The organism is Nocardia sp. NPDC051787 (assembly GCF_040681325.1).
Lineage (GTDB): Bacteria > Actinomycetota > Actinomycetes > Mycobacteriales > Mycobacteriaceae > Nocardia.
Genome location: NZ_JBFAYO010000018.1, coordinates 72613 through 94247, shown reverse-complemented (window position 1 = coordinate 94247; position 21635 = coordinate 72613). Strand labels below are relative to the sequence as shown.

Sequence of the window (21635 nt, the reverse complement as noted above, 5' to 3'; positions counted from 1 at the left end):
GCATACCCCTTGGCGCCTCTCGGCAACCCGGCCTGGTCATCTGATCACCAATTGCCAGTCGTCGGGTAGGCGGGCCGCAGCGATCTGGGTACCCTCCACCTCCAGGTCGACGGTGATCGCGCCGAGGCGCAACGCGCGCAGCGAAATCCTGCCCCACCTCGCCGGAAGGTGCGGGCGCACGGTGAGCGTCCGGGTCGGAACGTCCGGGTCGAGTCCGAGAAACGCGCGCACCAGCAGCAGCGGCGCGGCGCTCGCCCACGCCTGCGGCGAACAGGACGTCGGATACGGCACCGGGTTGGCGAACCGCGACCGGGGAAAACCACAGAACAACTCCGGCAGCCGCCCGTCGAACACCGCTGCCGCGTCCAGCAATCCGATGGCCAGCTGCGTCGCGAGTTCGACCGCGCCGGGCACGTGCTGATAGCGCAGCAGGCCCGCCACCGCGATCGCCGTGTCGTGCGGCCAGACCGAACCGCAGTGGTAACTCATCGGGTTGTAAGCGCCCATGTTCGACGCCAAGGTGCGCAATCCGAACCCGGAGTCCATCTCCGGACCACCTATATGTCGCACCAGTTCGGCCGCGTGCTCGTCACTCGCGATACCCGACCAGAGGCAGTGCGCCGCATTGCTGGTCAACGCGTCGACCTGCCGCTTGCCGCCGTCCAGCGCCACGGCGTACCAGCCGCGGTCGGGCAGCCAGAACTGCTCGGCGAACTTGCCGCGCAACTCCTCGGCGCGCTCCCGCAGTTGGGCGGCCAGCCGCCGGTCGTCGAATGCGTCGGCCAAATCGGCCCGGGCCAGCAGCGCCGCGTGCACATATCCCTGCACCTCGCACAGCGCGATGGGCGCCTCGGCGATATGGCCGGTGGCGTCGTTGATTCCGTCGAAGCTGTCCTTCCACCCCTGATTGATCAGGCCACGGTCGGTCGCACGGCGGTACTCGACGAAACCGTCACCGTCGCGGTCGCCGTAGTCGGTGATCCAGCGCAGCGCGGCGTCGGCGGCGGGCAGCAGTTGCCGGATCGCCTCGGGATCGGCGCCCCAGCGATAGCATTCGGCGAGCAGCATCACGAACAGCGGTGTGGCGTCGGCGCTTCCGTAGTAAATGTTGCCGCCGAGCACCTGACCACCCGCCGGGCCGCGGCGCATCTCGTGCATGATGCGTCCGGGCTCCTCCTCGGTGAGCGGGTTCACCTCCTGCCCTTGCAGTTCCGCCAGCTGCTGCAGCGTGCCCAGCGCGAGGTCGACTTCCAAGGGCAGCGCCATCCACGCGGTGAGCAGGCTGTCGCGGCCGAACAGGGTCATGAACCAGGGCGCGCCCGCGGCGACGAACGGGCGGGCGTCGCCGGATTCGTCGTGAATCTGCAACGCGCCCAAGTCGCTTTCGGTGCGGCGCAGCACCCGGGTGAGCACCGGATCGGACGCGCTGATATCGGTGGCGGTATCCCGCCACGCCTCGATCTTGCGGCCCGGCGCGCTGATTCCATAGTGCTCGCCGGGAGCGACCGCTTGGAAGCGCTGATTGCCCACCGTGGGCTGAGCGATGATCTCGGTCTGCCAGAGCTCACCGACCGGCACGATCACCCGCCACAGCAGCGTGCCCGGCATCACCTGGGGCTCCACCGTCGCCGAGATCGAGATCCCGCGGGTGCGGTCGGCATGGTCGTGCAGCACCAGTTCGCCGTCGGCGACCGTCACGTCGGCCCTGGCGTGTCCCGCGCGGCCCTCCTTCACCGCGAACAGGTCGACGAAATCGGCGTCCACGTGCAACTCCAGCAGTACCGCCGTTGGCTCGCGCCCCATGTTCTCCAGGGTGAGCAATTCGTGCATGCCGTCGGCGACGATCCGTTCGCGCACCACCAGCAGCGTGCTGTCGGCCAGGCCAGCCTGCGGCGGCCTGCGCAACACGAACCTGGCGGCGAACGCCTCCGGACTCAGCACCGAAAGCGACTCGGCGGGTTTGCCGTTCACCAGCAACTCCCAGCGGGACAGCACGCGCGCGTCACGGAAGAACAACCCGTGCGGCTTACCCGGCTCCACATCACCGAGCCGGTTCGACAGGCAGAACGTGCCGCCCTCCACCAGGGTCACCGAACCGCACCCCCCGAATCCGGCCGGTTCACCGGAGTTCAGGGGGGCGGGAGTCAATGGTGGGGTACCTGTCACGCCAATCCGCTCGCGGCGATTCTGGCCGGCGCGGAAGCGGGCACGCCCGCGTCGATCGGCACCGCGCCGAATCGATTCTTGGACCGCAGCACCCGGCGATACACCTGCTCGTAGCCGAAGCCGAGGGTGTCGGAGCCGAATTTCGCCTTCACGTGGGCCCGGCAGGCGAACGGGTCCATCGTCCGGACCTCCTCGATGGCCGCGGGCAACTCGGCGGGGTCGGCACAGATGCGGCCGGTCACGCCGTCGACGATCACCTCGGACACCGCCCCGCCGCGCAGCGCGACCACCGGCGTGCCACAGACCATGGATTCGATCATCACCATGCCGAACGGTTCCTCCCAGCGAATCGGGAACAACAGGCAACGCGCATTGGCAAGTAGCTTACGCTTGGCCGTGGCGTCGGCGAGGCCGAATACGTGGTCGTTGTCGGTCAGCAGCGGCCGTACCTTCTCCTCGAAGTAGATCTGCTCGGGTCGTTCGCTGCATTTGCCCGCGAGCACCAGCGGGATGCCGGCGGCGTGCGCGGCTTCCACCGCCAAGTGGGGGGCCTTGCACTCGCTGAACCGGCCGAGGAACAGCGCGTAGTCGTCCTTCTCGACGCGGAACGGCCAGTCGTCGACGTTCAGCGCATTGTGCACGCGCCCAGACCAGTTCAGGCCCGCGGCGAGTTCGCGCTGCCGGTCGCTGATCGCGACCAGCGCCACCTCGTCGCCCAAATCCTGGTAGTACCGGTAGATGTCGTCCTCGACCGGTCCGTGCACGGTCAGCACCGTAGGCAGGCCGATGCGCTGGAAGACCGACGCGTTGAGCGGGCCGGCGAAGGTGTGGTCGTGCACCAGGTCCACACCCGATGTGGCCGCGACCTTCTCGATCGCGCGTCGCACCCGGATCGCGTGCACGACCTCGGGAAACGGCTCTCCGAGGCGCTCGGGAACGGCGCGATCCCACACCGGCACGAACTTGGCCTTGGTGCCCGGCTCCCCCGCCCCGAACAGGGTCACATCGTGCCCGCGGGCCACCAATGCGTCGACCAGATCGGCGACCACGGCCTCGACACCGCCGTATGCCTTGGGCGGCACGTCGAAATACGGTGGTACGACCATCGCGATGCGGAACGGACCGCTGGAATGGTCTGTCGACAAGTAGTCGGACGACGCCATCGGCAGATCGGACAACGCCCTCTGCCCCGAAAACGGCACGGAAATCGCGCTCATGACCCTCCTTCCAGGGACAACCAAGTAGCACTCGCATTCACCCAGCACTCGGAGTACCGGGCGCCGAACTGAACTAAGTGGCCGCCGCGGCGGGGGTGAAGACCTTGCTGCACCGCCGTCCATGGGGCTTGGTTGGCCTGGTCACGCGGTCGGCATGATCAGGGGGGCCGTCTGGGAGGTACCTCAGACGAGCCGTTTCAAACCAATCGATGTGACTAAAGTCAACGCAATAGCGATTAATCAGCTATCAATGGGTAGTCCGGTGGCCCCGGTTCGTCAACCCGCAATGACAACCTTCGGGTCTCCGTCGGCCGCCGCGGCCCCGCCCGCCGCGATGAACGCCAGCAGATCCTCGGCTTCGGCGCGTACCGCCGCCTCGTCCGACGCCGAGAGCGGATGCCACGGCATGACGCGGAGCGTGCCACCGTCGAGCCACCAGCGGCCGTGCACGAAGCCGTCGACCAGATACATGGGCACGCCCGCGGATGCCTCCTTGGCGGTGCGCTTGCGGTCTTCCTCGCTGATGATCCTGCGGCGGTCCTTGTGGCCGAGCAGCGCGTTGTCGAAGGCGGGCAGAAAACGCACGGGCACGGGCACATCCGGCTCGGCCAAAGGCGCGTCCGGAAGATCGAACAGCACGCGGTGCTGGTCGTCGGTGAACACCCGCAGGCGCGTGCGCATCTCGTCGACGACCTCGGCCAACCGCGTGATGCCCGCCCACGCTTGCATATCGGCCACCGTGGCGGGGCCGAACGCGGCCAGATAGCGCAGCACCAGCGTCTCGGGCCGCGGCGCAGCGGCCATGGGTGCGCCGATCCATTCCTCGGCCAGCCCCACTGTGACGTACCGGTTGCGCCACCGTCCCCACACACCGGTCTCCGGACCGTGCGCCAGCGGGACCAGTAACTCCACCGTCTCGGCCAACCGGCGGGTGTGCCGGTCCGGGAAGCGCTCCGCGAGCAGCTTGCCCAGCTCGCCGCGGCGCAACAGCCGGCCGGCCAGCATTTCGCGTCCGGCCGCCGCGAGTTCCTCCAAGTCGACACCGTCGATCTCATCGCGGAAATACGGTGCTTTCAGCGCGGCGTCGACCACCGGCTGCACCGTGGGCCGCAACCAGCGGAAGTCCGCGGCGTCGGCCAGATGCACGGTCCGGCGGATCATGGTGGAGCGCACCAGCTGACGCTCACGCAGCAGCGCGGCCAGGTCGTCGCGCCGGAACGCCGCCAGCCGCGACCACAGTCCCACGTAGGGCCAGTTCGGCTCCTGGCCCTGCACGGCGACCAGATGCCGGACGAGTTCGAACGGGGTCAGCGCCACCCGCTCCACCAGCTTCTGGCGGACCAGCAGCGTCCGATTCAGTTCGCGCAGCGAGAGTTCCGTCATGCGTCCATCGTCGCGGAGACCACCGACAGATCGGCGGCGGCGCGATGGTCGGTGCTGCGGCGCGTACGACAGCGCGCGGGATTCACCGGTCGGGCAGGCAGCGACCCGGGTCGGGCAGGTCGGCGCACGGCGCGTTGCCGTGCGCTCGCAGCACCTCTTTGCCGGTCTGATCGGTCAGGAAGTGCAGGAAGCTCGCGGCGAGCGAGTCGCCGGGCGGTTCCCCATTGCTGTAGGCGTACTCGACACCCCAGAACGGGTACGTGCGCCGCACGGCGGCATCGCGGCCCGCGCCGACGCCGTCGATCGCGACGGTGGGCAAGCCCGCGTCGATCGCTTCGGAGAACTCCACATAGCCTACTGAGCCCGGGATGTCGGCGACCGCCTTGCGCATGTCCGCGGTCACCTGCACGTCGCAGTGCGCGGGCGCGCTGATCACGGTGCCTTTGAGCGCGATGCAGCTCACGTGCGGGCGATCCGGCTGCGTGCCGTCGAGCAACCTGCGCTCGAAGGTGGTTCGCGAACCCGAACCGGGAATGCGGTTGACCAGCACCACCGGCAGATCCGGACCGCCGACCTCGCGCCAGTTACCGACCGTGCCCCGGTAGAGATCCTGGACCTGGGCGACGGTCAGATCACGGACGCCGACGCCGGGATGCACGATCAGGGTGAACAACGACAGCGCGAGCGGCCGGTGCACCAGCGCCGGATACCCGCCGCCCTTCGCGCCGTCGCTGATCGCGAGCAGGCCTGGGTTGCCCGCGCCCTCCTCGGCGAGCTTGTCGAGACCGCGTTCGGTGCCCTCGAATCGGAACGCGAATTCCGCTCCGGTGCAGCGCTTCCGATACTGCTCGGCGGCGTCCTGGATCACCGGTCCGAACGCCGACGACCCGATCACGGTCAGCTTGCCCGACGCGCAGCCGAGCGGCGCCGGATCCGGTTCCATCGCGGTCATCACGAGTTGCACGATGATCACCGAGACCAGAAACACCGTGAGCGCGATCACCATCCGGGAAACGCTGGTCCGGCTCCGGGTTTCGATGATCCCGCCGCCCTTGATGCCACCGCGCAGCACCGGGTCCGGATACGGCCCCTCACCGTCGGAGCGCTGCAGGATGGCCAGGATCTTGTAGTGATCGATCTTGCGCAGCGGCACTTTCGGCAGATCGATCACGCCGATGTGCCCGTCGGTGTCCTCGCGCACACCGATGCCGGAGTTGCGGCCGAGATGGTCGGCGAGCGCCGAAGGATCGCTGAGCTCGTTCACCGCCATGCCGATCACCCGGCGCCGCGGAAAGTGCAAGTGCAGACCGATCTGCGGGCTCGGCGCCGTGTAGTCCTCGATGTCGAGCCGCATGATGCCCGCGTTCTCGATGCGCACCAGAACGACCGAGATGTCCTTCAGGTCCGGGCTCGCGCCGTCGGCCGATGGACGCAGTTGTGTGAGCACGCCGGGGAAGATCGACTCGATCTCGCCGGTGACCGGCGTATCCATCTGCACCCGGTAGCCGAGCCGCTTGCTGCCCGCGAAGACGAATTCGCGCAGGAAGGCCAAGACCGCTATGGCGAGCGCAATCACCGCCACAACGGTGCCGATGAGCTCCAGAACGGTGTCGAGCTCCAAGTCGCCCACCAGTTGATCCCACTCCCCGAGAAGACGGTGTGCACTCATTCTCGGGCGCAATTACCCTCCAGCACATCGTGATTCGAACTGTTCGGCAACCGTTAACCCGACCGTCATGCTCCAGCGCGGGTCCAGGCCAGCAGGTCCGCCAGCGGCCAGGCGTTGATCACGCGTTCCGCGGCAACACCGTTCGCGACCGCGCGCTCGCATCCGTACCCCTGCCAGTCGAGCTGTCCAGGTGCGTGCGCGTCGGTGTCGATGGCGAAGTGACAGCCCATCTCCACCGCCAGGCGGAGCAATCGCGATGGCGGATCGAGCCGTTCGGGCCTGCTGTTGATCTCGACGGCGGTGCCGTAGGTGCGGCATGCCTCGAAAACCACCTCGGCGTCGAAGGTCGACTCCGGCCTCGTGCCGCGGCCACCCGTGACCAGGCGACCGGTGCAGTGCCCGAGCACGTCGACGTTGGGATCGGCGACCGCGTACGCCATGCGCTTGGTCATCGTCGCGCTGTCATCGCGCAGATGCGAATGTACGCTGGCCACGACGATGTCCAGCCGGGCGAGCAGGTCCGCCCGCTGATCGAGGGTGCCGTCATCGAGGATGTCCACCTCGATACCGGTGAGAATCCGGAACGGCGCCATCCGGTCATTGAGTGCGGCGACCACGTCCAATTGCTTGCGCAGCCGGTCGGCGGACAGCCCGTTGGCCACGGTCAATCGCGGTGAATGGTCGGTCAGGGCGCAATATTCGTGGCCGAGCGCCGCCGCGACGCGCATCATCTCCTCGATCGGGCTGCCGCCGTCCGACCAGTTCGAGTGCGTGTGCAGATCGCCGCGCAGCCGCTCGCGCAACGGCTTGCCCGGCGCCCCGATCGGCTGCGCGGCAGCACGCAGCTCGACCAGGTACCGCGGCACCGTACCGGCGTACGCCTGTTCGATGACGGCCGCGGTCTTGGGCCCGATGCCCGCGATCTCCTGCCAGCTGCCCGCCGCCCGATGCGCCTCCCGCTCCTCGGCGCTCAGCCCGGCGACGGCGTCGGCGGCGCGCCGGTAGGCCTTGACCCGGTGGGTTTCGGCTCGGGCGCGCTCCAGCCAGAAGCCGATCTCCCGCAACGCCGCCACCGGACCCGACACGGTCGCGTCGTCCGGCGTACCTTCGCCTTCGCTCCGGCCATGCGAGGGCTGATGACGGACCGCGTCCGGCTCCGCCATTTATGCGATCCGGCTGTACTTGATGAAGGCCACGCCGTCCTCGAACACCGTGCTGGTGATCACCCGGAACTTGGCCGGTTCCGGCAGCCGTGACCCCACGCCGAACAGCGGCCGTCCGCTGCCGAGCACGATCGGGTACAGCTTGAGGAATATCTGGTCGATCTCCGGGAGCAGCACCTGCGCCAGCTCACCACCGCCGCACAGCCAGATGCCCAGCCCACTTTCTCGCTTGAGCGCCCTGACCTTCTCGATCGGGTCCGCCGAGATCAGTTCCACGGCGGGATCAGGGCTCTCCGGCAGGGTGGTCGACACCACGAACTGCCGCAGATGCGCGTACGGGCTGGAGGTGCCGGTACGCACGCCGAAGTCGTGCGTCTTGCGCCCCATCAGCACGGTGTCGAAATAGCGATTGCGTTGCTCGATGCCGATCGCTTCGCGCACCTTGGTCGGCAGCGTCTCCGGGTACTGCGCGTTGATCGCGGGGCCGTGATCGCCGCCGACCGGGAAGAAGTCGACCGAGCCCTCCTCGGTGGCGATGAATCCATCGATGGTCGAGGCGACGTAATAGGTGAGCTTGCGCATGCTTCCCTTCCTCACGGCGGGTGACATTCCGAACCGCCTGAGGAAAACGGTAGCTCGCTCGCGCTAGCGGTGGCGCGGCTTCGGCTGGCAGCGCGGGCAGGAGTAGGACGAGCGGTTCATGAACCGCTCCCGGATGATCGGCGCGCCACAGCGGCGACACGGCTCGTGCTCCCGGCCGTAGACGGCGAGGGAGCGCTCGAAATAACCGGACCGACCGTTGATGTCTACGTATAGCGCGTCGAAAGACGTGCCGCCCGCCACGAGCGCTTCGCCCATCACCGCACGCACCTCGGCGAGCAGGCCGCGCACGGCGGGCCTGGACAATCCCGCGGCGATCCGCCCGCCGTGCAGCCGGGCACGCCACAGCGCCTCGTCGGCGTAGATGTTGCCGATGCCGGAGACCACGCCCTGGTCGAGCAGAACGCGTTTGATCTCGCTGCGCTTGCCCCGGATGACGGCGACCACGGATTCGACGTCGAAACGCGGGTCCAACGGGTCGCGGGCGATGTGCGCGACCGGCTCCGGCACCAGGGTGCCGTCCACCTCGACCAGCGGCGCGAGCGCCCAACCGCCGAACGTGCGCTGGTCGACGAAACGCAGCTGAGTACCGTCGCTGAAGGTGGCCCGGATGTGCGCGTGCTTCTCCAGCGGCGCGTCGGCGGGCTGGATCAGCATCTGACCGCTCATCCCCAGATGCACCACCAAGGCGGCTTCCGGGTCGTCGAAGGTCAGCCAGAGGAACTTGCCACGCCGCTCGGCCGACTCGACCTTCAGGCCGGTCAGCCGCGCGGCGAGATCGGCGGCGCCTTCGAGGTGCCTGCGCACCGAACGGGGATGGGTGATCGCCACCGATTCGACGACCCGGCCGACCACATGCTCGGCGAGGCCACGTCGAACCACCTCGACCTCGGGAAGCTCGGGCACGTCAGGTTTCGGCGGTCAGCGCCTCGTAGGCGGCCCCCGCGGCCTTCTGTTCGGCTTCCTTCTTGGACCGCCCCACGCCCTGCCCGTAGGCCCGGCCGCCGACCACCGTTGTGGCGGTGAACTCCTTGTCGTGGTCCGGCCCCGTCGAGGTGATCTCGTAGCTGGGCACGCCGAGACCACGCTCGGCGGTGAGTTCCTGCAGGCTGGTCTTCCAGTCCAAGCCGGCGCCCATGCGCGGGCCCCGCTCGAGCAACTCGGCGAACAGCCGCAGCACCACCGAGCGCGCCACATCGATGCCGTGCTGCAGATGCACGGCGCCGAGCAGCGACTCCATGCCGTCGGCGAGGATGCTCTCCTTGTCCCGGCCGCCGGTGAGTTCTTCGCCCTTTCCGAGCAGCAGGTGCGCACCGAGGCCGCCTTCGCCGAGGCCACGGGCGACCTCGGCGAGCGCGCGCATGTTCACCACGCTCGCGCGCAGCTTGGCCAGCTCACCCTCGGTCTTCGAGGGATGTTCGTGATACAGCCGCTCGGTGATGCTCAGTCCGAGCACGGAGTCGCCGAGGAACTCGAGACGTTCGTTCGTCGGCAGGCCGCCGTTCTCGTACGCGTACGACCGGTGGGTCAGCGCGAGGCGCAGCAGATCCGGCTGCAGGTCGACGCCTAGCGCGGCGATCAGGCTCGCGTGTTCGCCGGACGAGTCGGGTTCGTCGGTCACGTCGCTACGGAAGGTCGGACGATCAGACCGCGGCGGTGACCTGGCGGCCCTTGTAGGTGCCGCAGGACGGGCAGGCGATGTGCGGCAGGGTCTTCTCACCGCAGGCGCGGTTCGGGCAGGTGATCAGGGTCGGCGCGGCGGCCTTCCACTGGCTGCGCCGCGACCTGGTGTTGGAACGGGACATCCGGCGCTTGGGAACGGCCACGACTACTTCTCCTCTGTCTTGATTGCTCTGCCGGTTCGGCTGATCGGTCTTGCTCAGTGGTCTCGGTCGGCCGCACCCTCGCCGGGGCTGCCGGTGCCGGGCGATCCGGAGGCGAATTTAGCCAGTCCGGCCCAGCGGGGGTCAAGTATCTCATGCGTGTGCTCGGATCCCGCAATCGCCATCCGTACGCCGCATTCCGGGCACAGTCCGGCGCAATCCGGTGTGCACAGCGGCTGTAGCGGAAGCTCCAGGCCGAACGCGTCGACCACCACGGGCTTCAGGTCGATGGTGTCGTCGACCATGCGGTAGACCTCGTCGTCCTCGGTGGTCTGCTCGGTCGTGCTGTCCGGATAGGCGAACAACTCGGTGACTCGCAGGCCGACCTCGCCGGTGAACGGCTCCAGGCAGCGCGAGCACTCCCCCTCGGTCGGCGCGGTCACCGTTCCGGTGACCAGCACACCCTCGGACACCGCCTGCAACTGCAGGTCGAGCTCCACCTGCGCGCCAACGGGGACAGCGATCAGGTCCAGGCCGATCCGCTCCTCGGTGGTCACAGTGCGACGCAGCTCGCGCATCGTCCCCGGCCTGCGGCCGAGACTGCGGGTGTCCAGCACGAAAGCGGCGTCCGGCATCCGGCGCTTGGCCGAATGGGAACGCGACGCGGAACCGGAACCGGCGGACATCACGAACTCACTCACGATCGGGGGATATGGGCAACCACTCAACAATACGCGACCGCGTGGTTCTCGCCCAAACGCAGCTGATCATCCCGGGTGCCGCTACCTGCGGAATTCGGTGGCGTAGTCGGGCGCGCCCGCGCCGGTGCGCAACTGGTGGCGCCCGCGGCCGACGGTGCGCAACGTGCTGGTGAGCGTCTCTTCGAACTCGGCCAGCCGGGAGTCGACGTAGTGGTCGCACTCCTCGCGCAGCCGATCGGCTTCCGCGTGCGCGGCGTCGATCACCCTGGCCGATTCGGCATGCGCGGCGCGCACCACCTCGGTCTGCGTGACCAGGCGCTCCTGCTCGGCGAGACCTTCCGCGACAGAACGCTCATAGGCGGCCTTCCCCGCCTCGATCATCCGCTCCGACTCGGTGCGCGCCCGGCCGGTCAGCGCCTCGTATTCGGCATTGCCGTCGGCCACCACGCGCTCGGCCTCCTCCTGTGCGGAGGTGACCAGCCGGTCGGCGTGCGAACTCGCCTCGGCGACCATGCGGTCGGCGTGCGCCTTGGCGTCGGCGAGGATGCGGTCGGCCTCCTCGCGGGCCGAGCCGATGGTGCGCTCGGCCTGTTCGTCGGCGCCCTGCACCGTGGTCTCGGCCGCGGACCTGGCGTCGGAAACGATCTTGTCCCGGTGATCGAGCACGTCCTGGGCGTCGTCGAGTTCGCCGGGCAGCGCGTCACGGACGTCGTCGAGCAGTTCGAGCACGTCGCCGCGCGGGACGATGCAACTGCGAGTCGGCGGGATGCCGCGCGCCTCCTCGACGATGGCGACCAGCTCGTCGAGCGCTTCGAATACGCGATACATGCTCACTACCCTCCTGCGGACTCACGGCGAAACCCAGTGTGCCCCTCGTCACCGCTCGTGCCGAATCACTTTCCGGTGTGTCGCGGCAGTGTCTTGCACACCACAAAATCAAGTGGAGCCCCACCCTCCGCTTCGTGTTACATTCGTCTGGAAGATCGAAATCAGATCTTCCTGCCGAGGGCTCGTGTTCGATCGGAATGACGATGACTGTTCTGGAACTGCCGCGACCGGCGGGAGTGAGCGCCACCAGCTTGTTCACGCCGTGGGTGAGCCCGTACCCGGCGTTGCCGAATGCCGAGGCCGCGGCGAGGTTCGAACAGCCGATCCGGTACCTGCGCAGTGACCGCGCCTTCGCCCAGCTGATCCGCTTCGCGCTCGCCGGCGGGTCCAGCAACGTCGCCTACGTGCTGTTGTTCTTCGCCATGCACGGTGTCGGGCCGCTGATCGCGAACGTCGCCGGCTCGGTCGTCAGCACCATGATCGCCAACGAACTGCACCGCCAGCTGACCTTCCACGCCGCAGGCCGGGTCGGCTGGTTCACCGCGCAGTGGGAAGGCGGCGGACTGGCGCTGGTCGGTCTCGGCATCACGACCGCGGCCCTGGCCGCACTCGGCGTGTGGGCGCCCGGCCTCGGGGACACCGCACAGGCGGCCGCCATCCTGGCCATCACCGCCGCGGTCGGCGGCCTGCGCTTCCTGGCGCTACGCGGCCTGGTCTTCTGAGCCAGTCCGCCTCTCCGCGTCTTTAGGCCGTACAAGTCAGGTACCGCCGGATTCGCGTTCAGGTCCTGCGTTGGGTGCCCGCTCGGTTTCTGGGCGTACCCGGCGAGTTACCCATGTTCTCGCGAAATCAGTAGTTGCGTGCGGCGGTAATCGAGTGGATAGCCGGGACTGCGGAATTCAGTCCCGGGTTCGCTCAGGCTTTGCGTTCCGCCAAGCGGTCGAGGAGGCGTTTGTGGACGGACGGGGGAAGCATGTCGGCGACGTCGCCGCCGTATGCGGCGACCTCCTTGACCAGGGAACTGGACAAGTAGCTGAAGGACGGGTTGGTGGCGATGAAAAAGGTGTCCACGCCGGAAAGCTTCTTGTTCATCTGCGCCATTTGCAGCTCGTAGCCGAAGTCGCCCGCGTCGCGCAGGCCCTTCACGATGGCGGTGATGCCCTGCTCGCGGGCGAAGTCCACGAGCAGGCCGTGCCATGACTCCGCCCGGACGTTGCTCAGGTGCGCGGTCGACTCGCGCAGCATCTCGATGCGCTCCTCGACGGTGAACATGCCCTGCTTCTTCGGGTTGATCATGACGGTGATGACCACCTCGTCGAACTGGGCCGCCGCCCGGGTGAAGACATCGAGGTGTCCGTAGGTCACGGGGTCGAACGACCCGGGGCACAGTGCTCCTGCCATGAGCCGACGCTAGCAGGACCGCGGCCCTGCGGCACGAGTGGCCACGCCCGCGTCTACTGGTCCGGCTCGAACTCCGCCAGATCGATGCGCGTTTCACCGTACCGGCGCGACTTCGCGGGCAGGAAGCCTGCGGGCCAAGCTGTTTCGGGCGAACGCGCCGAACGCTCCAGCACCATCACGGCGCCGGGACGCAGCCAACCGTGCTCGGCCAGCGCGCGCAGGTCGTCCAGCACGGCGGCGTTGTCGACCGCGTAGGGCGGATCGGAGAACACCACGTCGAAGCCGCCCGCACCGCCCAGCCGCAGCACGCTCGCCACCGTCGCGACCCGGAGTTCGGCACCGGGCAGCCCGAGCTCGGCGATATTGCCGCGCACCACGGCGGCGGCCTTGCGGTCGGACTCCACGAGCAGCGCGTGCTCGGCGCCGCGCGAGAGCGCCTCCAAGCCGAGCGCGCCGGAACCCGCGTACAGGTCCAGTACGCGGGCGCCCGCGAAGTCCAGCCGCGCGTCCAAGGCGCTGAACAGCGCCTCCCGCACCCGATCGGAGGTCGGGCGGGTGCCCGAAGGCGGCACCCGCAGGCGCCGCCCACCCGCCGTCCCCGCGACGATCCGGGTCATTGGGCGGAGGATTCCCGCACGGTCAGCTCGATGAGCAGATCGCCGCCTTCCACCTGCTGCACCGGGCCGATCGCGACGCGGCCGACGATGCCCGCCCGGGGCGCGGTGATCGCGGCTTCCATCTTCATGGCTTCGATGGTGCCGATGGTTTCGCCCGCGGCGACCGAATCGCCTTCGGACACAGCGAGCGTCACCACGCCGGCGAACGGAGCCGCGACGTGTCCCGGGTTGGCCTTGTCGGCCTTCTCCGCGGCCGGGATGTCGCTGGCGATCGAGCGATCGCGCACGGAGATCGGTCGCAGCTGCCCGTTCAGGATGCACATCACGGTGCGCATGCCGCGCTCGTCCGGCTCCGAGATCGCCTCCAGGCCGATGAGCAGGGTGACGCCTTTCTCCAGCTGCACCCGGTGTTCCTCACCACGGCGCAGGCCGTAGAGGAACTGGTTGGCCGAGAGCCCGGAGGTGTCGCCGTACTTCTCCCGGTGGGAGAGGAATTCCGCGGTGGGGCCAGGGAAAAGCAGGCGGTTGAGCGTGGCGCGCCGCTCTTCGGAGCTACCGGCCAGCCCTTTCTCGTCAGCGGGGGTCAGCGGTGTTTCCGGCTTGGCAGCGCCGCGACCGGCCAGTGCCTTGCTGCGGAACGGCTCGGGCCATCCCCCCGCGGGGGTGCCGAGTTCGCCACGCAGGAACCCGATCACGGAATCGGGGATGTCGTAGCGCCCCGGATCGGCGGCGAAATCCTCGATGTCGACGCCGGTGCCGACGAGTGCGAGCGCCAGGTCGCCGACGACCTTCGACGACGGCGTCACCTTCACCAGGCGCCCCAGCAGCCGGTCGGCCGCGGCGTATTTGGCCTCGACCTCCTCGAACCGGTCACCGAGGCCGAGCGCGATGGCCTGCTGCCGCAGATTCGACAGCTGACCGCCGGGGATCTCGTGGGTGTAGACCCGGCCGGTGGGTGCGGGCAGCCCGGACTCGAACGGCGCGTACACCTTCCGCAGCGCCTCCCAATACGGCTCCAGATCACACACGTTCTGCAGATCGAGGCCGGTGTCGTACTCGCTGTGCGCCGCGGCCGCGACGATCGCCGACAGCGCGGGCTGGCTGGTGGTTCCGGCCATCGCCGCGCTGGCACCGTCGATGGCGTCGGCACCGGCCTGCCACGCGGCGAGGTAGGTGGCCAGCTGACCGCCGGGCGTGTCGTGGGTGTGCACGTGCACCGGCAGATCGAAGTTGCTGCGCAGCGCGGTGACCAGCTTGGTAGCGGCCGGGGCCCGCAGCAGACCGGCCATGTCCTTGATGGCCAGCACGTGCGCGCCCGCGTCGACGATCTGCTCGGCCAGTTTCAGGTAATAGTCGAGGGTGTAGAGCGATTCGTCCGGATTCGCCAGGTCACCGGTGTAGCTCATCGCGACTTCCGCTATCGCCGTCCCGGTTTCGCGCACCGCGTCGATGGCCGGACGCATCTGGTCGACGTTGTTGAGCGCGTCGAAGATACGGAAGATATCGATACCGGTCGCGGTCGCCTCGGAGACGAACGCGCGGGTCACCTGCTCCGGATACGGCGTGTAACCCACGGTGTTGCGCCCGCGCAGCAGCATCTGCAAACAGATGTTCGGTACCGCCTCGCGCAACGCGGCCAGCCGCTCCCACGGGTCCTCGTACAGGAACCGCAAGGCGACGTCGTAGGTAGCGCCGCCCCACGCCTCGATCGACAGCAGCTGCGGCGTCAGGCGCGCGACGTGCCCGGCCACACCGAGCAGGCCGTTGGTGCGCACCCGAGTGGCCAGCAGCGACTGGTGCGCGTCGCGGAAGGTGGTGTCGGTGACGCCGACCGCCTTCTGCTCGCGCAGCGCCCGCGCGAAACCGTCCGGACCCAACGCCAGCAGCCGCTGCCGGGAGCCGTCCGGCGGCGGCACGCTCAGGTCGATCGCGGGCAGCTTGTCGTGCGGGTACACCGTGGTCGGCCGCTCACCGTGCGGCTTGTTCACGGTGACATCGGCCAGGTACTCGAGGATCTTGGTGCCGCGGTCGGCGGATCGGCGCAGGGTCAGCAGCTGCGGGCGCTCATCGATGAACGAGGTGGTGACCCGGCCTGCCTTGAAGTCGGCGTCATCCAGCACCGCGAGCAGGAACGGGATATTGGTGGCCACACCCCGGATACGGAACTCCGCCAGCGCCCGGCGCGCCCGCGCCACCGCCGTCGAAAAGTCGCGACCGCGGCACGTGAGCTTGACCAGCATCGAGTCGAAGTACGCGCCGATCTCCGCACCCAGATTCGCACCGCCGTCCAGCCGGATGCCCGCGCCGCCCGGCGTGCGATAGGCGGTGATGCGGCCGGTGTCCGGACGGAATCCGTTGGCCGGGTCCTCGGTCGTGATCCGGCACTGCAGTGCCGCACCACGGATCGTCACCGCTTCCTGGCTCAACCCGAGGTCGGCGAGGGTCTCTCCCGCGGCGATACGCAGTTGCGACTGCACCAGGTCCACATCGGTGATCTCCTCGGTCACCGTGTGCTCGACCTGGATGCGCGGGTTCATCTCGATGAAGACATGGTTGCCGCGCTCGTCGAGCAGGAACTCCACGGTGCCCGCGCACGAGTAGCCGATCTCGCGTGCGAAGGCCACCGCGTCGGCGCAGATCCGTTCCCGCAGCGCCGGATCCAGGTTCGGCGCCGGCGCGAGCTCGATGACCTTCTGGTGGCGGCGCTGCACCGAACAGTCCCGCTCGAACAGGTGCATCACGTTGCCGTGCTGATCGGCCAGGATCTGCACCTCGATGTGCCGTGGGTTCACCACCGCCTGCTCGAGGAATACGGTCGGATCACCGAACGCCGACTCCGCCTCCCGCGAGGCCGCCTCGATCGATTCACGCAACTGTTCGGGGGCGGCGACGCGCCGCATACCGCGTCCGCCACCACCGGCGACCGCCTTGACGAAGATCGGGTACTCCAGCTCCCGCGACGCGGCGATCAGCTCTTCCACGTCCGCCGACGGCGCGCTGGAGCGCAGCACCGGAAGCCCGGCCGCCTTGGCCGCCTCGATGGCGCGCGCCTTGTTCCCCGCCAGCTCGAGCACCTCGGCCGAGGGCCCGATGAAAGTAATGCCCTCCCTGGCACAGGCCGCCGCCAGGTCCGGGTTCTCGGAGAGAAAGCCGTAGCCAGGGTAGATGGCGTCCGCCCCCGCCGACTTGGCCGCCTCGATGATCGCATCGATGGACAGGTACGCCCGGACCGGATGGCCCGGCTCCCCGATCTGATACGACTCCGCCGCCTTCAGCCGATGAACCGAATTGCGGTCCTCATAGGGGAACACGGCGACCGTCCCGATGCCGAGTTCGTAGGCCGCGCGGAAGGCGCGGATGGCGATCTCGCCACGGTTGGCAACCAAGACTTTCGAGAACATTGACCTAAGGTACCCGGCTTCGTGAACCGCACGAACATGGAATCCCCCTTCGCAAGGCTCTTCACAAAGGGCCCTAGCACCGTTGCGAAGTTGCGTTCACGAGACCGATACATGAGCTTCGCGGGAGCAACCGCGCGCCGGGCGCCCATTACTCGATCAGCTGGCCGACGCGCCGGTCGCTGCCGCGGGATCGACGGCGGGCCACCGCACAACTCCCAGCGCAGCGAGTGATTTCGTGAGCACATGGGTAACTCACCGGGTACGCCCAAAGCCCGGGCCGCACCCAACGCAGGACCTGAACGCAAATCCTAGGTCACCCGACTAGTACGGCCTAAAGGCCCGGAGAGGCGGCACAGCCTATGCTGAGGGGGCAGCTGGTTCACCGGTGCGCGGCGAGATGGAGCCCCGACGTCGCGCGACGGAGTCGAGCCCGCCCGTGCGGCGACGTCACGGCGGGCGAGAGGGAACCCGGTGGGAATCCGGGACTGTCCCGCAGCGGTATGCAGGAACGACCGCCGTCACCAGGCACTGAGTTCACCGGGCCGGAAGGTGCCGCGACTCGGGAAGCGACGGCCAGTAGGTCGGCCATCGGGAACACCGGCACGAGCCGGGCCATCCCGCGGCCGGTGCCCGCGAGTCCGAAGACCTGCCAGCCGTGCCGGGTACACCGTATCCGGCGGCCACCGCCTCGTGGATTGGGCGTGCGGATCACCAGCTGACGTGTCGGGCTCCTCGGCCGGGAATATCTCCGGCATGTCATAAGGTTCTCCGCCTGCCCGTATGGCGATGGCTTTCGTCCTCAGCAATGGAGAAACATCGTGACTGTTTCACAGCAAAAGCCGTTTACCGCAACGGTTCTCGGGCTACCGCGGGTGGGGCCGCGGCGCGAGCTCAAACGGGCAACGGAGGCCTATTGGGCAGGCAGAACAGATGCCGGGAAATTGCACGCCGTGGCACGTGAGCTACGGCGTGCTCAGCTCACCGAACTGCACGCCGCGGGCCTGGACTCGATCCCCGTCGGGACCTTTTCGTATTACGACCAGATGCTCGACACCGCCGTGTTGCTCGGCGCGCTGCCGCCTCGGGTCGCCGGGATCGCCGATCCGCTGGATCGGTACTTCGCCGCCGCACGCGGCACCGACACGGTCGAGCCGTTGGAGATGACCAAATGGTTCGACACCAACTACCACTACTTGGTGCCGGAAATCGGCCCGGACACCGCGTTCTCGCTGCATCCGGAGAAGCTGCTGGAAGAATTGCGGGAGGCGCTCGAGCTGGGCGTGCCCGCGCGGCCGGTGGTGATCGGCCCGATCACCTTCCTGAAGCTGGCGAAGGCGACCGGCGGCTCGGCGCAGGCACGGCTGCTCGAGCTGCTACCGCTCTATAGGGAACTGCTGCGCAGGCTGGCCGCCGCGGGGGCTGAGTGGGTGCAGATCGACGAACCGGTGCTGGTCACCGACCTCTCGGCGGAGGAAATCGACCTGGTGCAGGTCACCTACGCCGAGCTGGCCGAGGCGACCGAGCGTCCCGCGATCCTCGTCGCGACCTACTTCGGCCATCCGGGTGCCGCGCTCGCGCCGCTGGCCGGCACGGGGATCGAGGCCGTCGCCGTCGACTTCACCTCCGGAACCGATGTTTCCGCGGTGGCGGCGGTGCCCGCCCTCGCGGGCAAGCTGGTCGTCGCCGGAGTGGTGGACGGACGCAACGTGTGGCGCACCGACCTGGACCGCGCGCTGGCCACCCTCGGCACATTGCTGGGATCCGCTGGCCGCCTGGCGGTTTCGAGCTCGTGCTCGCTGCTGCACGTGCCGTACACCCTGGCCACGGAGACGCGGTTGGATGAGCGACTGCGGTCGTGGCTGGCTTTCGGGGCGGAGAAGGTGGCAGAGGTAGGCCTGCTCGCCACCGGCCTGCGCGAAGGACCGGAGGCGATCGGCGCCGACTTGGCCGCGGTGCGGGCGGCACTGGCGTCGCGACGGTCGGATCCGCGGCTGAACGATCCGCAGGTGCGGGCGAGGTTGGCCGCGCTCGGGCCGGACGCCGTGCGCCGTGCTCCCGCCGAGCAGCGCCGCGAGCTGCAACGGGACCGCTTGCGGCTGCCCGCGCTGCCGACCACGACGATCGGTTCCTATCCGCAGACTTCCGCGATCCGGCTGGCGCGGGCCGCGCTGCGCAAGGGTGAGATCGATCAGGCGGAGTACGTGCGCCGGATGCGCGCCGAGATCGCGGACGTCGTCGCGCTCCAGGAGGAACTCGGGTTGGACGTGCTGGTGCACGGCGAGCCGGAGCGCAATGACATGGTGCAGTACTTCGCCGAGCAGCTCGACGGTTTCGCGGCCACCGAGCAGGGCTGGGTGCAGTCGTACGGGACCCGCTGCGTGCGGCCGCCGATCCTGTTCGGTGACGTGGCGCGCCGGGAGCCGATGACCGTCGAGTGGATCGGCTACGCGCAGTCGCTCACCGACAAGCCGGTCAAAGGCATGCTGACCGGCCCGGTGACCATTCTCGCGTGGTCGTTCGTCCGCGACGATCAGCCGCTGGCGGAGTCCGCCCGTCAGGTGGCGCTGGCGATCCGGGACGAGACCGTGGACCTGCAGTCGGCGGGCATCCGGATCATCCAGGTCGACGAACCGGCTCTGCGCGAACTGCTTCCGCTGCGCGTGGCCGACCAGCCCGGGTACCTGGAGTGGTCTGTGCGGTCGTTCCGGCTCGCCACCTCCGGTGTCTCGGATGCGACGCAGATCCACACCCACCTGTGCTATTCGGAGTTCGGCGAGGTGATCGACGCGATCGCCGGGCTGGATGCCGACGTCACGTCGATCGAGGCCGCGCGTTCGCATATGGAGGTGCTCGACGACCTCAACGCGGCGGGCTTCGATCTGGGCGTCGGCCCCGGTGTGTACGACATCCACTCGCCGCGGGTGCCCAGCGTAGAGGAGATCACCACGTCGCTGCGTGCCGCGCTGAAAGCCGTTCCGGCCGAACGGCTCTGGGTAAATCCGGACTGCGGGTTGAAGACCAGGGGACCGGCCGAGGTGGAAGCCTCGCTGCGCAATATGGTCGCCGCCGCGGCGGCGGTGCGGTGAACGCGTTCGCCTGAGCGATGATCGGCGCCCCCTTCCCCCGGCGAAGGGGGCGCCGACTCACGTCACGCCCGCCCGACGGCATTGACTGCCGCCCCTGGTCACCCTCTCCCCCATCCCACAGATCGCTTCCCGCGCCCGTGGATCGAAGTTCCGGTCAGCGCGACCGATCACCGACGCGCTCAATCGCGTTCCGGCTCCTGCCGTGGCCGCCGCCGCGACGGATACCGCTCACACAGCTCCTCCTGCCGCAGCACCGGCAGCACGCGGACCCGCGTCCGTATCCCCTTCCGCCACGCCGTGTGACACCCGGAACAACGCTCCATCGGCAGACCCCTCCTCGCACGTCATCTCCGACTCGGTTTTTCCCCTCTTGCCATACTTCGACGCGCGTTCACTCGATTCGGTTCCGGGCAGTCGCGACGAATTTCCCGAATCCGAGGACCACCTGGTCGCCCGGGCCGCCCTACAGTCCGAAAGCCCGGTTGATGACCGCCATGTCGAAGTAGTCGCGCCAAGTGGCGATGGTGCCGTCGGCGACCTCGAAGAAGCCCATCACCGGGAGTGGGGTCGCCCGCCCCGCGGAGAGCAGGGTGTCGGTGCGTTCGTTCATGACCACGTTGCCGGACGCGATCTGGTGGTGGATGTCGAAGTCGATGGCGTCGAAGGTGGTCAGGAAGCCCGCGATGAAATCGCGGATGGCGGCGCGGCCGACGATGGGTTCCATCGGAATGTTGTGGTAGACGGCGTCTTCGGCGAAGTACGCGCTGATCCGGTCGGGATCGGGGTCGGACCAGCTTCGGCACATCGCACGGACGAGCTCGTCAGGAGTCGGCATTCGCGTGGCTCACTTTCCTGCTGGCCGGTGGGCGGGGTTCGCCCCTCGATTCAACCAAGCAATTGCTCGGTATGGAAGGAAATCGAGGGTCCGCCACCCGCCGGGGCAGTCGCTCCGGTCAACGTCCGGTGGCCAGCTCACGCTGCGGCACGCCGATGTACTCCGACAGCGGGCGGATCAACGCGTTCGATGCCGCTTGCTCGACGAATGTGGGCGGTCCATCCGGCGATCCGGCTCATCACGAAGATCGGCGTGAACATCGCGATGTCGAAGCCCATCAAGTAATAGGCGGGGCCTGCAGGAAAGCGCGACACCGTTGGCCCAGGCGGCCCACTCCGGCGAAACGCGCTGCCGCGCGGGGAGTCCGAGCACCGTTGCCCCTGAACGGCCCGCGCGCGGCCGGTAGGGCTGTGCGGTGGCCTGGGCACGCGCGGCGGTCACCGGGCGGCGGGTCAGCGCGGCGGCGGCCACGGCGGCATTGTCGATGATCCGGTTCACGATCATCGCGCCTACCTCGGCGGTCACCTCGACCGGATCCGCGGCGACCTCGGCGATCTTGGTGGCGAGATGCTCCGAGCGCGGGAACTCCTCGGCGGCGGCGCGTGCGCGTACGATGTGTCTCTTCATGCATCCTCCACGAGCGTGCCAAATCCATTCTTCGCATGCTACGCAGGCCGGACATATTGCTTAATACCTCGCAAAAGCATATTTTTGCGGGAACAATCCCCGATTTTGCGATGATTGC

At 68.5% G+C, this 21635-nt stretch carries 17 protein-coding genes, 2 pseudogenes and 1 riboswitch; of the genes and pseudogenes, 2 read left to right on the top strand and 17 right to left on the bottom strand.

What is annotated here, in order from left to right; all coding sequences use genetic code 11:
* Positions 1–36 precede the first annotated feature (36 nt).
* From AB0M45_RS20525 to AB0M45_RS20475, 11 genes are all read right to left on the bottom strand, one after another.
* Positions 37–2148, bottom strand: coding sequence for a glycogen debranching N-terminal domain-containing protein (locus AB0M45_RS20525; protein ID WP_364331223.1), 2112 nt, complete (start codon positions 2146–2148; stop codon positions 37–39).
* Positions 2149–2162: 14 nt separating this feature from the next.
* A complete protein-coding gene (locus AB0M45_RS20520) occupies positions 2163–3329 on the bottom strand; it encodes a glycosyltransferase family 4 protein (protein ID WP_364331433.1) in 1167 nt (388 codons plus the stop codon).
* Positions 3330–3659: 330 nt separating this feature from the next.
* Positions 3660–4766 (bottom strand): winged helix DNA-binding domain-containing protein, encoded by a 1107-nt coding sequence (locus AB0M45_RS20515; protein WP_364331220.1) that lies wholly within the window; start codon positions 4764–4766, stop codon positions 3660–3662.
* An 82-nt stretch (positions 4767–4848) separates the two neighbouring features.
* A complete protein-coding gene (locus AB0M45_RS20510) occupies positions 4849–6435 on the bottom strand; it encodes a substrate-binding domain-containing protein (RefSeq protein ID WP_364331218.1) in 1587 nt (528 codons plus the stop codon).
* 65 nt (positions 6436–6500) lie between these two features.
* Entirely contained in the window at positions 6501–7598 is a 1098-nt protein-coding gene (locus AB0M45_RS20505; RefSeq protein ID WP_364331215.1) for a PHP domain-containing protein, read from the bottom strand.
* Positions 7599–8180, bottom strand: a complete 582-nt coding sequence (locus tag AB0M45_RS20500) for a dihydrofolate reductase family protein (RefSeq protein ID WP_364331212.1) — start codon at positions 8178–8180, stop codon at positions 7599–7601.
* A 63-nt stretch (positions 8181–8243) separates the two neighbouring features.
* Complete coding sequence (mutM, locus tag AB0M45_RS20495; RefSeq protein WP_364331209.1) at positions 8244–9104, bottom strand: bifunctional DNA-formamidopyrimidine glycosylase/DNA-(apurinic or apyrimidinic site) lyase; 861 nt, start codon at positions 9102–9104, stop codon at positions 8244–8246.
* Position 9105: 1 nt separating this feature from the next.
* Positions 9106–9819 carry a ribonuclease III gene (rnc, locus tag AB0M45_RS20490; protein ID WP_364331201.1) on the bottom strand — a complete coding sequence of 238 codons (714 nt, stop codon included), beginning with the start codon at positions 9817–9819 and terminating at the stop codon, positions 9106–9108.
* Between the two features lie 22 nt (positions 9820–9841).
* Positions 9842–10024, bottom strand: a complete 183-nt coding sequence (gene rpmF / locus AB0M45_RS20485) for a 50S ribosomal protein L32 (RefSeq protein WP_039799574.1) — start codon at positions 10022–10024, stop codon at positions 9842–9844.
* A 53-nt stretch (positions 10025–10077) separates the two neighbouring features.
* The gene (locus tag AB0M45_RS20480) at positions 10078–10707 is read right to left on the bottom strand and encodes a DUF177 domain-containing protein (RefSeq protein WP_364331430.1); all 630 of its coding nucleotides are present in this window, start codon (positions 10705–10707) and stop codon (positions 10078–10080) included.
* Between the two features lie 96 nt (positions 10708–10803).
* A complete protein-coding gene (locus tag AB0M45_RS20475) occupies positions 10804–11550 on the bottom strand; it encodes a DivIVA domain-containing protein (RefSeq protein ID WP_364331427.1) in 747 nt (248 codons plus the stop codon).
* A 203-nt stretch (positions 11551–11753) separates the two neighbouring features.
* On the opposite strand from AB0M45_RS20475, the gene AB0M45_RS20470 reads away from it, so the two are divergent.
* Positions 11754–12272, top strand: a complete 519-nt coding sequence (locus AB0M45_RS20470) for a GtrA family protein (protein WP_364331197.1) — start codon at positions 11754–11756, stop codon at positions 12270–12272.
* Between the two features lie 193 nt (positions 12273–12465).
* On the opposite strand, the gene coaD is transcribed toward AB0M45_RS20470, so the two are convergent.
* The 3 genes from coaD to AB0M45_RS20455 are packed head-to-tail and all read right to left on the bottom strand — an operon-like array spanning position 12466 to position 16969.
* Positions 12466–12951, bottom strand: a complete 486-nt coding sequence (gene coaD / locus AB0M45_RS20465) for a pantetheine-phosphate adenylyltransferase (RefSeq protein ID WP_364331194.1) — start codon at positions 12949–12951, stop codon at positions 12466–12468.
* Positions 12952–13004: 53 nt separating this feature from the next.
* Entirely contained in the window at positions 13005–13568 is a 564-nt protein-coding gene (gene rsmD / locus AB0M45_RS20460) for a 16S rRNA (guanine(966)-N(2))-methyltransferase RsmD (protein ID WP_364331191.1), read from the bottom strand.
* Complete coding sequence (locus AB0M45_RS20455) at positions 13565–16969, bottom strand: pyruvate carboxylase (RefSeq protein ID WP_364331188.1); 3405 nt, start codon at positions 16967–16969, stop codon at positions 13565–13567. Before AB0M45_RS20455 ends, rsmD begins: the two co-directional genes overlap by 4 nt.
* 459 nt (positions 16970–17428) lie before the next feature.
* Positions 17429–17617, top strand: a riboswitch (cobalamin riboswitch).
* A 170-nt stretch (positions 17618–17787) separates the two neighbouring features.
* Between AB0M45_RS20455 and metE the strand changes: the two genes are divergently transcribed.
* Positions 17788–20055, top strand: a complete 2268-nt coding sequence (metE, locus tag AB0M45_RS20450; RefSeq protein WP_364331185.1) for a 5-methyltetrahydropteroyltriglutamate--homocysteine S-methyltransferase — start codon at positions 17788–17790, stop codon at positions 20053–20055.
* Between the two features lie 463 nt (positions 20056–20518).
* Here metE and AB0M45_RS20445 read toward each other — a convergent pair whose 3' ends face one another.
* The 3 genes and pseudogenes from AB0M45_RS20445 to AB0M45_RS20435 form a co-directional block, all read right to left on the bottom strand.
* A complete protein-coding gene (locus AB0M45_RS20445) occupies positions 20519–20890 on the bottom strand; it encodes a limonene-1,2-epoxide hydrolase family protein (RefSeq protein ID WP_364331182.1) in 372 nt (123 codons plus the stop codon).
* Positions 20891–21008: 118 nt separating this feature from the next.
* Positions 21009–21195 (bottom strand): annotated as a pseudogene (locus AB0M45_RS20440) (citrate/2-methylcitrate synthase); the annotation flags it as partial.
* Position 21196: 1 nt separating this feature from the next.
* Positions 21197–21517 (bottom strand): annotated as a pseudogene (locus AB0M45_RS20435) (MmgE/PrpD family protein); the annotation flags it as partial.
* Positions 21518–21635 lie beyond the last annotated feature (118 nt).